The following is a 14,101-nucleotide window of genomic DNA, read 5'->3' as shown; positions in this document are numbered from 1 at the left end:
TGAGTGATGGAGCGACGAGGGGGGAGTGGCCCCCCAGCTGCGTCTGCCCAGAGTACGTCGTGAGAGAGCGCTCTCTCGGTAACGATCCGGCGTCGGATCGGCGACGAGCGGCCTGGGACGTCCCCGCCCCGGTCACGTCGACATCGGAAGTCCGGCGCCGCACAGCGCATTACCACGAATCGTTGCCCAATCGACCCCCTGGCGCGTTCTGCTTCCGGTACCGTCGTCCTGCTCGGCATTCCCGGTCCACCCGCCCGGCGTCCCCCTCTTCCCCGATCCTGGCGGGGGAGCTGCAGGACCCTCGCGGACCCGGGCTCGGCCCGTCCCCGGACGCGCCCCGTCGCCGGCTCCCGCGTACCCGACGCGGGAACGACCCCCGAAAGGCGTCCCCGATGGACCCCGCCCCCGCTCCGCGCACCCCCCTGACGCCGCGCACGCCCCTGACGCCGCGGCTCCTCCCGCCGACCCGCCGGGGCCGCCTCCGCGCGTCGCTCCTCGCGATCGCCGCCGCCGCAGCCCTCGTCGTGGTCGGTCTCGTCGTGCCCACCGCGAGCGCCGACACCGCGTGCGCGCCCGGGCAGAACGCGATCGTCTGCGAGAACGCGAAGCCCGGCACCGACCCCTCGGTCTGGGACATCTCCGGAGCCGGCGACCCGTCGATCCAGGGCTACTCCACCGACATCAGCGTGAACGTCGGGCAGCGGGTCGACTTCAAGATCGACACCGACGCCGCGGCCTACTCGATCGACGTCTACCGCACCGGCTGGTACGCCGGGAAGGGCGCCCGCCTGATCACCTCGGTGACCCCGAGCGCGGCCCTCCCGCAGGTCCAGCCGGAGTGCCTCTCCGACGTCACCACCGAGCTCTACGACTGCGGCACGTGGGCCGTCTCGGCGGGCTGGGACGTGCCGAGCACCGCCGTCTCCGGCGTCTACGTCGCCCTGCTCACCCGCGCCGACACGGGTGGCCGGAGCCAGATCACCTTCGTCGTGCGCGACACCGCCAGCACCTCGGCGGTGCTCTTCCAGACCTCCGACCCCACCTGGCAGGCCTACAACACCTACGGCGGCTCGAACTTCTACAGCGGCGGCGCCAACGGCCGCGCCTACAAGCTCAGCTACAACCGCCCCGTCACCACCCGCGGCGACAACCAGGGCCGCGACTTCTACTTCGCCAACGAGTTCCCGCTGGTGCGCTTCCTCGAGCGCAACGGCTACGACGTCAGCTACTTCAGCGGCGTCGACACCGACCGCTTCGGCTCGGCGCTGAAGCAGCACCGCAGCTTCCTCTCGGTCGGCCACGACGAGTACTGGTCCGGCGCCCAGCGCGCGAACGTCACCGCCGCGCGCGACGCCGGCGTGAACCTGCAGTTCCTCTCCGGCAACGAGAACTACTGGCGTACCCGCTACGAGCCCTCGCCGACCGCGGGCGGCCAGGACTACCGCACCGTCGTCACCTACAAGGAGACCTGGGCGAACGCCAAGACCGACCCGTCGCCCGAGTCCACCGGCACCTGGCGCGACCCGCGCTTCGCGTCGGTGGCGAACGGCGGCGGCCGGCCCGAGAACTCCCTCGCGGGCACGCTCTACATGGTGAACTACTCCGATCTGCCGGTGACGGTCAGCGCCGCGGAGGGGAAGCTGCGGCTCTGGCGCAACACCTCGCTCACCGGCCTCGCCAGCGGGAGCAGCGCCGCGCTGGCCCCGCACACCATCGGCTACGAGTCCAACGAGGACGTCGACAACGGCTCGCGTCCGCCCGGCCTGATCCGCCTCTCGACGACGACCGGCGCCGTCCCCGAGTACCTGCAGGACTTCGGCACCACCGTCGCTGCGGGCACCACCCGGCACAACCTCACCCTCTACAAGGCGGCGAGCGGCGCGCTCGTCTTCTCGGCCGGCTCCGTGCAGTGGACCTGGGGCCTCGACCAGCAGCACGACGGCAACGGAGCCGCCGCGGACGTGCGGATGCAGCAGGCGCAGGTGAACCTCTTCGCCGACATGGGCGTGCAGCCCACCACGCTGATGAGCGGCCTGGTCGCCGCGACGAAGAGCACCGACACCGCGGGCCCGACCGTCGCGGTCTCGAACCCCTCCGGCGCCACCAGCAAGGCCAACGGCAGCACGGTCTCGGTCTCGGGCACCGCGTCCGACGCCGCGGGCAAGGTCGCCGGCGTCGAGGTCTCGACCGACGGCGCCACCTGGCACCCGGCGACCGGCACGACGTCCTGGTCGTACAGCTACGTGCAGCACGGCGCCGGCACCGGCTCGATCCGGGTGCGCGCCGTCGACGACAGCGCCAACATCGGAGCCGTCACCAGCCGCGCCGTCACCATCACCGGCACCGCCACCGTGTTCGGCGCCGAGGTGCCGAAGACCGCGGACTCCGGCGACGTCGATCCGGCCACCCTCGGCCTGCGCTTCACCCCCAGCGCCGACGGCTTCATCCAGGGCGTCCGCTTCTACAAGAGCGCGGCCAACACCGGCCCGCACACCGGCACCCTCTGGAGTGTCGACGGCCGGCAGCTGGCCACCGTCGCCTTCGCGAACGAGACGGCGAGCGGCTGGCAGACCGCCACGTTCGGCGCGCCCGTCGCCGTCACCGCCGGCACCACCTACGTCGTCTCGTACACGACCTCGACCGGCCACTACTCGTCCGCCGACTGGTTCTGGTCGAGCACCGGCTACGCCGCCGCCCCGCTGACGGTCGCCGGCGGCTTCGGAGCGACGCCCGCCGGGGTCTACAGCACCACCGGCGGCTTCCCGGCCGACAGCTACCGTGCGAACAACTACTTCGTCGACGCCGTCTACAGCACGGTCGACGCCACGCCGCTGAGCGTCGGCTCGCAGGCGCCGCTGGCCGGCTCCTCGAGCGTCGCGCCGTCGACGAAGGTCTCGGCCGTCTTCTCGAAGGCGGTGACGGCGAGCACGGTCGTGATGACGCTGAAGACCGCCGCCGGCGCGAGCGTCGCGGGCAGCACCGCGTACAACGCCACCACCCGCACCGCCACCTTCACGCCCACCGCCCCGCTCGCCGCGTCGACCGGGTACACCGCGACCCTCGCCGGCACCGCGACCGGCGGCGGCACCGTCACCTCGGGCGGCAGCTGGACCTTCACCACCCAGGCCCCCGACACCGTCGCGGGAGCCTGCCCCTGCCGGCTCTTCGACGACTCGACGACCCCCGGCATCGCGCAGGTCGCCGAGGGCACCCCGGTCACCCTGGGCGTGCGCTTCGCGCCGCTCGTGAACGGCACCGTCACCTCGCTCCGCTTCTACAAGGGCCCCGGCAACACCGGCACCCACGTCGGCACGCTCTCGAACGCCGACACCGGCGCCGAGATCGGCCGGGCGACCTTCACCGCCGAGAGCACGGCCGGCTGGCAGCAGGTGACATTCGCCACCCCGGTGGCCGTGACCGGCGGCACCGACTACGTCGCCGCCTACACGACGACCACCGGCAACTACTCCGCCACGATCAACGGCTTCGGCTCCGGATCCACGCGCGGCCCGCTCGTCACCGCGAGCGACTCCGGCGCCTACACCTACTCCGGCGGCTTCGCGGGGCAGCGCTCGACCACGAACTACCTGGTCGACGTCTCGTTCACGCCGTCGGCGGCGCCCACGCCGACCCCGACGCCCACGCCGGTCACCCCGTCCGGCACGCGCCTGTTCGCCGACGCGACGCCCGCGACCGCCTCCGCCGAGGACTCGTCCTCGGTCGAGGTCGGGATGTCCTTCACCGCGTCGACCGCGGGCAGCGCCACCGGCATCGCCTTCTACAAGGGCTCCCGCAACACCGGCACTCACGTCGGCTCGCTGTGGGACGCCTCCGGCACGCGGATCGCGCAGGTGACCTTCACCGGCGAGACGGCGACCGGCTGGCAGAGCGCCGCCTTCGCGACACCGGTCGAGCTCGTGCCGGGCGCGCGCTACACGGTGTCGTACCTCGCGCCGGCGGGCTACTACGCCGCCACGGGAGCCGGGCTCGCCTCGCCGGTCACCAACGGCGCGCTGACCTCGGCCTCCGGCGACAACGGCGTCTACCGCTACGGTTCCGGCGGAGTCATGCCGTCGTCGTCGTACAACTCCACGAACTACTTCGTGGACGTGTACTTCCAGGCGAAGGGGTAGGTGTCGCGGCGACGCGGAGGGCCTCGTCACGACGCCACCGTGGGAGAACGCGGGGTAAAGTAGGGGTAACGATGCTTCCGAGGAGGGTGCGATGCCCACTGCAGTGACGACAGGTCAGCACGCGAGAACCGCACGGATGGACGTGCACGAGGTCGCTGCCGTGCTCGTTCAGGGTCTGGGGCCGACGCTCATTGCGGCGATGACCGGCTCGAAGGACCGGAAACTGCCCAGCAAGTGGGCCAAGCCCGACGGTCCGCGGCCCTCAGCGGACTTCACGCGCCGGCTGCAACTCGGCCACCGCGTCTGGGTCGCCCTGTCCGAGTCGGAGTCGGAGCACGTCGCGCGCCAGTGGTTCCTCGGCGGCAACCCTGTGCTCCACGAGGACACGCCGATCACCGCCATTCGCGAGGACCGGGGCAGCGCGGTCATCGAGGCTGTCGAGTCGTTCATCCGCGGCGATCCGGACGTCTGACGACCGTGTCGACAGCGCGAACCTGCTCAGAGACCGGTCTGCGTCTGCTCCCTGACGCCGGCGAGCAGACGTTCCGCGTCGCAAAGCCGAAGTACGGCCCGCTCTCCGCGCCTCTGCGCACCGGTCGCTCCGCACGTCGGCGGTGGGGCCGCTACGACTCGTACGGCCGGACTCTGTACCTCGCCAGTGACGAGGAGACCGCATTCGCGGAGGTGCTGTCGGTGTTCAAGCGCCGACTCGGCGCGGCCGACCCTGTCGAGAAGGACGCTGCGGCCCTCGGTCTCACTCGTGAGGAGTTCCTCGAGATCGCGGCGGCGGAGTGGCAGGAGTCGTCGTGCATGGGCATCGGCGCCGTCCCGCGCCAGTGGCGGACCGAGCGCAGGATGTTCCGGGTCGAGACGGCAGGAAGCGGCACCTGGATCGATGTCGAGCATCCTGATTCGATCGCCGCGATCGAGCCTCGTGTCGAGGGGGTGCTCGCCCGCCACGGCATCCGGGCTCTGACGACCGCGGTCCTTCGCGGCGGCGACCGCATCGTGACGACGGCCATCGCCCTGAGCCTCCGCCGCATCACCGTCGACGACGGGTCCGTCCCCCGGGGGATCCACTTCGGCAGCAAGTGGGGCGGCGGCTGGTGCCGAGCCGTCTGGCTCCCCGGCGACGAGGACGAGTGGAGCACCGATCTGAGGAGCCTCAGCGGCGAGGACATCCTCGCCACCGACGAGCACCTCATCCGCGCCTCAGAGCGATTCAGGGTCAGGGTGTTCTGACTCGGGTCCTCCACGGCGACGGGCGGCGGGTTCGCGTCGCCGGTCACGAACGGCGCGCTGACCACGGCTTCCGGGGCGAACGGCGTCCCTCGGTACGACTCGGAGCGTCATGCCGTCGGGCGGAGGTAGTCGTCGAGCGCGCGGCAAACATTGACGCTGAGCTCGACGTCCTCCCCTGCAGCGCGGGCGGCGAGCCGAGCATCGAGATCCTGAGAAAGCCGCACCTGGCGCGTGACGGAGGGGCCGCCGCCGGCCCGTCCTTCGAGTCCGGGCCGTCCCCGTCCGATCGCCTCGCTGAGCGCGTCGGCGCCGATGAGGGACTCCAGCAGCTCGGTCGCGTTCTCGGCCGCTGCCGCTCCCTCGAAGACCTCGCCGTCAGCGGCGGGCTCGTACCGTCCGGCTTCGATCCGCTTCGCCCAGGCGGAGTAGGCGCGCTGCTCGTCGTCGCTCACCGGTCCGCCGATCAGCGGGTTCGTCTGTGGGGTGCTGTTCATGTCGGGTTCCTCCGTTCCTCGGTGGTCTCTCGTGCTCGCTCGAGAGTCGAGCGACGCAGGGGTACTGGGCAGTTCTGCTCTCTCAGGACGGCCCGACCACGCTCTCCACCTATGAAGACCGGACCGGGGAACCGGTGACCGACGGCGTCCCTCTCGAGGCCCTGTCCGAGCCCGAACGGCGGCCACGGCGGCTCACGGACCGCGGCATCGCTGACGCGGAGCCCGGACCGCCGTCGAAGCGCCCCGCGGACCGACGCGAAGAGCGAGCCTGCTGAGGAGCACCCCATCAGATCGCGGTCGGCTGGTCCTTCCCTTTCTGTCACCGTCTCGGTGATTGTGGAGCGGCCCCGACTGTGAAGACAATGAGCAGCTTCTCAACCGGGCGATGTGGGCTGCTACTCTTCCGCCCTCCCGAGCGATGTCGCGGTCCTTGTCACATCCTCGATTGGTCACCGGTGCTGCTCAAGTCCTCCTCCCTCGCCCGCATTGCGATGCTCCTCCTCGTGGCGCTCGTGCTCACCGCTTTGCCGGCAGCCCCAGCTGCCGCGGCGACGGCGTTCACGAGTGCACCGGTTCCCACGGTCACCGGGACCACGACCGTGGGCTCAACGCTGACCGCTGTCACGGGCACGTGGGCCCCCGCGCCGACGTTGGCGTATCAGTGGAAGCGCGGCACCACGACGATCTCGGGTGCGACCGCCGCCACCTACAAGCCCGTCACTGCGGACGTCGGCGCGACCCTCACCGTCACCGTCACCGGAACGAAGACCGGGTACACCACGACCTCGAGAACGTCGGCACGGACCGCAGCGATTAGGGCAGCAGCTGCGTTCACGGCGGCGCCGGTTCCCCGGGTCACCGGGACCGCGACCGTGGGGTCCACCTTGACGGCAAGCACGGGTACGTGGAGCCCCGTGCCGACGTTCGCGTATCAGTGGAAGCGCGGCACCACGACGATCAGCGGCGCGACCGCGTCCACCTACAAGCCCGTCACCGCGGATGTCGGCGCGACCCTGACGGTCACCGTCACGGGCAGCAAGGCCGGGTACGTCACCACGACGAAGACGTCTGTCGCGACCGCGGCGATCAAGGCTGCTCCGGCGACCGCGTTCTCGGCCGCGTCGGCGCCGACGATCACGGGCACGACGACGGTGGGGTCGACTTTGACGGCGAAACCGGGGACGTGGAATCCCGTGCCGACGTTCGCGTATCAGTGGAAGCGGGGGACGACTGTGATCAGCGGGGCGACAGCCTCCACCTATAAGCCTGTTGCCGCTGACGTCGGCGCGACCCTCACGGTCACGGTCACGGGCAGCAAGGCCGGCTATGTCGCCACCTCGAAGACGTCTGTTGCGACCGCGGCGATCAAGGCTGCTCCCGCGATCGCGTTCGCGGCCGCGCCGGTTCCTACGATCACGGGGACGGCGACGGTCGGGGCGACCCTGACCGCTGCGACGGGCACCTGGAATCCGGTCCCGACGTTCACCTACCAGTGGAAGCGCGGGACGACTGTGATCAGCGGGGCGACAGCCTCCACGTATAAGCCTGTTGCCGCTGACGTCGGCGCGACCCTCACGGTCACGGTCACGGGCAGCAAGGCCGGCTATGTCGCCACCTCGAAGACGTCTGTTGCGACCGCGGCGATCAAGGCTGCTCCCGCGACCGCCTTCACGGCAGCACCAATCCCGACGATCACGGGCACGACGACGGTCGGTTTGAAGCTGACGGCGGTGCCTGGTGCCTGGAATCCTGTGCCGGCGAGCTATGACTATCAGTGGAAGCGTGCCGGCGTGGTCATCAGCGGTGCAGTAGCGAAGACCTACTCCCTGGTCGCCGCTGACGCCGGGAAGACCGTCACCGTGACCGTGAGCGGTACGAAAACCGGCTACATCACCACCTCGAAAACGTCCGCCGCGACCGCCGCGATCAAGAGCGCAGCAGCGGTCGCTTTCACGGCCGCCCCCACTCCGACGATCACCGGCACGACGACGGTCGGGTCCACACTGACCGCAGTGCCCGGCACATGGAACCCGGTCCCGGATACCTTCGCCTACCAATGGAAGCGCGGCACAGTCGCGATACCCGGCGCAACGGGTGGGGACTACACCCTCATCACCGCGGACTCCGGCGCCACCCTCACCGTTACTGTCACCGGCACCAAGACCGGCAACACGACCACCTCGAAAACGTCCGCAGCCACCGCCGCAATCTTGTCCACGCCGACCGCGACGCCGACCGCGACGCCGACCGCGACGCCGACGCCGACCGCTACGCCAACGCCGACCGCTTCGCCGACGCCGACGCCGACATCTACGCCGACGCAGACATCCACGCCCACGCCGGTTGAGTTTGTTACGGCACCAATACCAACTGTCGCCGGCAAGCGAACGGTCGGATCGACACTGACCGTTTCTCCAAAGACATGGAATCCGACGCCGGTCTTTTCTTATCAATGGAACCGCAACGGGCAGCCGATCCCCAATGCGACTGCCGCGAGATATATGCTCACAGCGGCCGATTCTGGGCAATTTATTACTGCGTCGGTCATAGGTACCAAAGCAGGCTACGTTCCGACCACCAAGACGAGCGCCAACTTCGCAGTCTGGCGAGGAACGCCTCTACCGACTCGCATTTCGACCAATACAACGTGGAGATACGTCCCCGGAACGGTCTATGTGCTCGACAGCTCTGACGTAATCATTGAACGAAGCGCGGTTTTGACAATCGAACCCGGCGTCATCATAAAATCATTTTACTCAACCTTCTTAATTGAGGGCTCAGTGATTGCGCATGGAAGCAGTGCGCTACCAATCACGTTCACTTCCGTCGAGAATGATGGCATCGGCGGAGATACGAACAATGACGGACCTTCGTCGCAATCCGACCAAGGGTGGGGGAGTTTTGTTGTGGGTTCACCAACCATGACAACTGAACTCGTTGGCTCCGTGGACTTCAATTACGTCCATAATATCGACGCAATGGGCCACTCGGCAGATGATCCGAAACTGTTCCGTCTCACAAATTCTATTTGGTCGATGGGGACCAGGATCTATCGATCCGAGAAGCCATATGCGGCCCTCAGCCGGATTGAGCTATCTAATAACCTCATCCAACACGGCCAGCTCAATTTGGTGTCGGCCTCCATCGACCCCTCGGCGATCCCAATGAAGGTCACGAGCAATCGGTTTGACTACAGCGACGGCCGGTATGACGAATACGGGGGAGCGGCGATGACCATCTTCGATAATCAATTGCGGCCAGAGAACTTTGCATTTAACAAAGTTGAATCGACGCCTTCTAATGGCATACTTCTCGAGGGTATTCTAGTGAAAGACTGGATCGTTCCAGATGCAACTCTCGCAAAATATGGAATCGGTGACGACGGGCTGACTATTGCACCAGGAGTCACTATGACCCTCGTACAAAACAGCATCATCAAGGTAGAGGGAAATGAACTACGCATTCGCGGCAAACTGATTGCCACGGGAACGGCTGCGGCACCGGTCACATTCACCTCTTGGAGGGACCACTCGAACGCGGCGGGCGACAATTTCAATCTGGGCAGCCGCAGCACTCCTTATCCTGGCTCCTGGCAAGGACTGCATGTATACCCCAACGGCGAAGCTCGCCTAGAGAACGTCATAATAAAGTTCGCTTCGGCGGCCATTTCTGTGGACTACTCTGGCGCCGCTGAGTGGAGAGGTGGGGCAGTCGTCAACAGCACTAAGGGGGCCGTCAGTGCCGGATACCTGAACGCCACAGATATTGATTGGGGCAGTCCCTCTGGCCCCGCCCCATATGGCACCGGCGTCCCAGTAGAGGGTGACGGGTTGAACGTCATCCCGTGGGCCGGGTATGCCTCTCCTGAGCACGGAACGGCGGAACCGCCGCAAGCGTGGGACGATCGATCTGCCTGTGCGCCAGTCGTCTTCTTTGGCCTCAGGGGATCGGGCCAGGAGCCGCAGGGCGAAGCGCTTACACGGGCTTCGGAAAAGCTTCGGCAGCCGCTTGCCCAAACGTTCGATGCTGCGGCCGATAGGGCAGCAAACATTGCTCTGTTTGGCACGGAAATTCAGGGAGTCTTCGAGGAATACGAAGCGGCGCGGGGAGCAAAGATCAAGCCAATCGGAGTTGCCTATCAAGCCTTGCCGAGCCCTGAGGGTGCTAATATTGTAAATACCGACTACCTGGACAGATATTCAGGGTCCATATATGATGGTGTGAGCAAACTTCAATCTCGGATCACACAGGAAATATCCAAGTGCCCTAACGCCAAATTCATATTCTCAGGTTTCTCGCAAGGGGCGCTCTCTGTCCACCAGTTCTTCACCACCGAACCCGATTATTTAGATGGTAAAATTCTTGGTGTGGCTTTACTAGCCGATCCCGGCCGCGTTGGCGGCGCTAAAGAGGACACCTACGCCTACGCTTGGAACGAACCGGAGGTGAACCCTTCCGAGGGCATTTGGTCTGTTACTGCGCCAGAGACAGCGAAGGCCATACCGGACAAATACATTCCTTTCGTCGTTTCGATGTGTCACGTTCTCGACCGAGTTTGTTCTTGGAGATGGATGTCAAGTACCGACTGGCACTCGTATCCGCGCTCAGATCAATTTTTCCTCGCGACAAAACTGCTTGAAAAGACAGGCAAGTAAATCGCGGCATGCGTGTCTCAAGCGGCGGCGGCGCCGCGGGTGAGCCGATCACGCCGCGGGAGTCGTCGGCGCGGGCAAGTCGACCGGCTTCCGCGATGAGGCGCAGCGCCTCTCCAGTCGGCGCAGGTACCGGCACGTTCTCCAGGGTCACCGTGTCCTTCCAGTCCTCGACCAACGCAGCTCGCCCACAGGAGACGGCGGCGGGGTCGGGCGGTTCGTCCGGGTGATCCTCGATCGCTTCGTGGGTCTCGTCGTCGATGAGGTCGTCGCGGTGCGCGCGCGTTACGCGGTCGAAGGAACGGAGCCGCCTGCACGTTCAGTCCTCACCACGGCTGGCCCGGTTAGGTCGTCAGCGTTTCTCGGGTGTTGCCTTCCCACAAGAACGGACTCCGGCGCAGGCGAAGGAGCTGGCTGGGGCGTCGACATCTCTCAACTTGAGAAGATGCTGGAGCAGGCTCGCGCTGGCGTTCCTTGGGTGGCGGTGACTGGCGGCGACGACCCCTAGAAGCGTCTCGAGGAGCCCGAGGTCGGCAGCCGAGCGCCGGACGGCATCTGCTAGGACGCCCGCGACCAGGCTGCCGTCCTGGCGGTCGATGAGGAGATCGGCGACTGTGAGCTTGTCCGTCGTCGTCGGCGGCCCGGAGCGGACTATCACCTCACCGGAAGTGAAGCGGCGGCTCCGGTATCGGATGTCGAGGCGCTGCGACTGTCGGGGACAGGCGTTGCGAACCCGATCGGGTCGGGTTGCAGGTCCCCGGACCCATGAAGGAACGCCGCGGTCCTCCCCGCGACGACCGCCACCGGATCCCTCGACCCGACCCGACCCGTTCGGCTGCGGTGCGCGTCGGGTTTGTGCTGAGCCGCGCGGCGCGGAGGTCGTCGAAGTCTCCGGGCGCGCTTCCCGCGTCCCGGAACACGCCGTGGAAGAGCTGCTCCAGAAGGCCTCTCCTGGGCGACATGTGAGCTGCAGGGGACTCACGCCAGGCCGCTTGGGCGGTAGTCAGGATGCTCCCCTGTCAAGCGGACACCGGTGATAAAGATCCATCTCAGTTGCGCGGAGCAGCAGGAGTCGGCGCGCGTTCGCAGAGCGGTCACCCGGGCCGCCCGCCGCTGTCAGCCCCCGCCCCGGAGCGCGTCGCATGATGGCGGGATGTTCATCCCGACCCGAGCCGCCGGTCTCGAGGCGCTCGACGACTTCGTCGCGCGCGCCGGCTCCGCCTACACGCGCGAGCGCAATCACGACCACGGACCGTCCCGGAGCAACGTCTCCGGGCTCTCCCCGTACCTCCGCCACCGGCTCGTCACCGAGCGGGAGGTCGTCGCCGCGGTCCTCGCCCGCCACACGCTGACCGCCGCGGAGAAGTTCGTCCAGGAGGTGCTCTGGCGCACCTACTGGAAGGGCTGGCTCGAGCAGAACCCCGAGGTGTGGCGCCGCTACCGCCGCGAGGTGCGCGACTTCGAGGGGCACCTCCCGACCGGCTACGCCGACGCGATCGAGGGCCGGAGCGGCATCGACGCGATGGACGCCTGGGTGCAGGAGCTCGTCGAGACCGGGTACCTCCACAATCACACGCGCATGTGGTTCGCGAGCATCTGGGTCTTCACGCTCGGCCTGCCCTGGCAGCTCGGCGCCGACTTCTTCTACCGGCACCTGCTCGACGGCGACGCCGCCTCCAACACCCTGTCCTGGCGCTGGGTGGCCGGCCTGCAGACCCCGGGCAAGACGTACCTCGCGACCGCGTCCAACATCGCCAAGTACACCGAGGGGCGCTTCTCGCCGCAGGGCCTCGCCGGCTCGGCGCCCGCGCTCAGCGAGGAGCATTTCCCGCCCCGCACGCCGATCGAGCCGGACGACGTCGTCGGCACCCTCGGCACCCGCCCCGGCCTCCTGCTGCACGAGGAGGACCTCGACGCGGCGAGCCTCCTCGCCGAGCAGCCCGGGCTGGCGGAGCGGCTGATCGCGACCGCGGTCTTCGCCGACCCGGGGGAGCGCTCACCGTTCGCGGTCTCCGAGGCGGTGCAGGACTTCACGGCCGCGGCGATCGCGGACGCCGCGGAGCACACGCCGGACAAGGGCGGTCGGCCGGCGCGGGTGCTGGCCGATGCTCTCCCTGCGACGGTGGTCGAGTGGGCGGCGTCCGAGCGGCTCGACACCGTGGTGGTCCCGTACGCGCCGGTCGGTCCCGTGCAGGAGCGGCTGGACGCGCTCCGCTCGGCCCTCGCCCAGGAGGGCATCGCGCTCGTCACCGTGCGCCGCCGCTGGGACGGCACCGCCTGGCCCTCGGCCTCCCGCGGATTCTTCGCCTTCAAGAAGCGAATCCCGACGCTGGTCCGCGGGCTGGACGAGCCGGAGGACGCGGTCCGGCTGTTCTGAGCGGCGGGGGAGGCGCCCGGGTGCCGACCCTGCTGCGCTCACCATGCCTCGAATCTAGGCCATCGGTCCGCGGGCGGATCGGCCGCCGCAGCGTCCGGTGAGCATCGCGAGCGCAGGCGTCGCAGGGCGGGCTCCGTCAGTTCGGAAGGGCCGTCTCGATCGCCCCGAGTTCGGTCGCCGAGAGGGGCGGTGCGTCGAGGGCCGCCACGTTCTGCTCCAGCTGCTGCACGCTCGAGGCGCCGATGATCGCCGAGGTGACAGCGGAGGAGCGCAGCACCCAGTTCAGGGCGAGCTGGGCGATGCTCTGGCCGCGCCCGTCCGCGATCTCCTTCAGGCCTTGGATCAGCCGCTGGTAGTCGCCCTCGAGGGCTCCGGGCTTGAGGAACTGCCCGACCGCGGCGCGAGAGTCCGGCGGGATCTCGCCGGAGAGGTAGCGGTCGGTGAGCAGGCCCTGCTCCAGCGGGGAGAAGACGATGGCGCCGATGCCCTCCCGCTCGACGAGGTCGAGCAGGCCCGACTCCTCGGGCCGGCGGTCGAGCATCGAGTAGCGGGGCTGGTGGATCAGCAGCGGCACCCCGTGCGCGGCGAGCGCGTCGCGGGCGGCGATCGTCTGCTCGGGCGAGTAGTTCGAGACACCCGCGTAGAGGGCCTTGCCCTGCTGGATCGCACTCGCCAGCGCGCCCATCGTCTCCTCGATCGGGGTCTCCGGGTCGGGGCGGTGCGAGTAGAAGACGTCGACGTACTCGACGCCGAGCCGGCCGAGGCTCTGGTCGAGCGAGGACAGCAGGTACTTGCGCGAGCCGTGATCGCCGTAGGGGCCGGGCCACATGTCGTAGCCGGCCTTCGTGGAGAGGACCAGCTCGTCGCGGTACGGGCGCAGGTCCTCCGCGAGGATCCGGCCGAACGCCGTCTCGGCGGAGCCGTAGGGCGGGCCGTAGTTGTTGGCGAGGTCGAAGTGGGTGATCCCGAGGTCGAAGGCGCGGCGGACGATCGCGCGCTGGGTCTCGATCGGCTTCGTCTCGCCGAAGTTGTGCCACAGGCCCAGTGAGAGGGCGGGCAGCTTCAGGCCGCTGCGGCCGGAGCGGTGGTAGGTCATCCGGTCGTAGCGGGTGTCGGCGGGGTGGTGGGTCATGGCGTGTCTCCAGAGAGCGGTGATGTGGTCGGCGTCGTGTCTTCAGGGCGGAACCGTCGGGGACGGTGGGT

The 14,101-nt window shown here is 68.2% G+C and carries 8 protein-coding genes; 5 read left to right on the top strand and 3 right to left on the bottom strand.

What is annotated here, in order from left to right:
* The first annotated feature begins 392 nt into the window (after nucleotides 1–392).
* The 3 genes from EDF35_RS06245 (at nucleotide 393) to EDF35_RS06235 (ending at nucleotide 5,375) form a co-directional block, all read left to right on the top strand.
* The gene (locus EDF35_RS06245) at nucleotides 393–4,133 is read left to right on the top strand and encodes a DUF4082 domain-containing protein (protein ID WP_133961164.1); all 3,741 of its coding nucleotides are present in this window, start codon (nucleotides 393–395) and stop codon (nucleotides 4,131–4,133) included.
* A gap of 91 nt (nucleotides 4,134–4,224) precedes the next feature.
* Entirely contained in the window at nucleotides 4,225–4,605 is a 381-nt protein-coding gene (locus tag EDF35_RS06240) for a hypothetical protein (RefSeq protein ID WP_133961162.1), read from the top strand.
* Between the two features lie 5 nt (nucleotides 4,606–4,610).
* Nucleotides 4,611–5,375, top strand: a complete 765-nt coding sequence (locus EDF35_RS06235) for an RES domain-containing protein (protein ID WP_166674025.1) — start codon at nucleotides 4,611–4,613, stop codon at nucleotides 5,373–5,375.
* A gap of 107 nt (nucleotides 5,376–5,482) precedes the next feature.
* On the opposite strand, the gene EDF35_RS06230 is transcribed toward EDF35_RS06235, so the two are convergent.
* A complete protein-coding gene (locus EDF35_RS06230) occupies nucleotides 5,483–5,869 on the bottom strand; it encodes a hypothetical protein (RefSeq protein ID WP_133961158.1) in 387 nt (128 codons plus the stop codon).
* 503 nt (nucleotides 5,870–6,372) lie between these two features.
* On the opposite strand from EDF35_RS06230, the gene EDF35_RS21035 reads away from it, so the two are divergent.
* Complete coding sequence (locus tag EDF35_RS21035; protein WP_208323022.1) at nucleotides 6,373–10,524, top strand: cutinase family protein; 4,152 nt, start codon at nucleotides 6,373–6,375, stop codon at nucleotides 10,522–10,524.
* Nucleotides 10,525–10,873: 349 nt separating this feature from the next.
* On the opposite strand, the gene EDF35_RS06215 is transcribed toward EDF35_RS21035, so the two are convergent.
* Nucleotides 10,874–11,179: a hypothetical protein gene (locus EDF35_RS06215; RefSeq protein WP_133961152.1), complete on the bottom strand. Its 306-nt coding sequence runs from the start codon at nucleotides 11,177–11,179 to the stop codon at nucleotides 10,874–10,876.
* A gap of 495 nt (nucleotides 11,180–11,674) precedes the next feature.
* On the opposite strand from EDF35_RS06215, the gene EDF35_RS06210 reads away from it, so the two are divergent.
* Nucleotides 11,675–12,898, top strand: a complete 1,224-nt coding sequence (locus EDF35_RS06210) for an FAD-binding domain-containing protein (RefSeq protein WP_133961150.1) — start codon at nucleotides 11,675–11,677, stop codon at nucleotides 12,896–12,898.
* A gap of 136 nt (nucleotides 12,899–13,034) precedes the next feature.
* Here EDF35_RS06210 and EDF35_RS06205 read toward each other — a convergent pair whose 3' ends face one another.
* Entirely contained in the window at nucleotides 13,035–14,030 is a 996-nt protein-coding gene (locus EDF35_RS06205; RefSeq protein ID WP_133961148.1) for an aldo/keto reductase, read from the bottom strand.
* Nucleotides 14,031–14,101 lie beyond the last annotated feature (71 nt).

It is taken from the genome of Rathayibacter sp. PhB151, from assembly GCF_004366415.1.
Classification (GTDB): Bacteria; Actinomycetota; Actinomycetes; order Actinomycetales; family Microbacteriaceae; genus Rathayibacter; species Rathayibacter festucae.
Note: the sequence above shows the minus strand (reverse complement) of the source record. Positions and strands in the feature narration are given on the sequence as shown.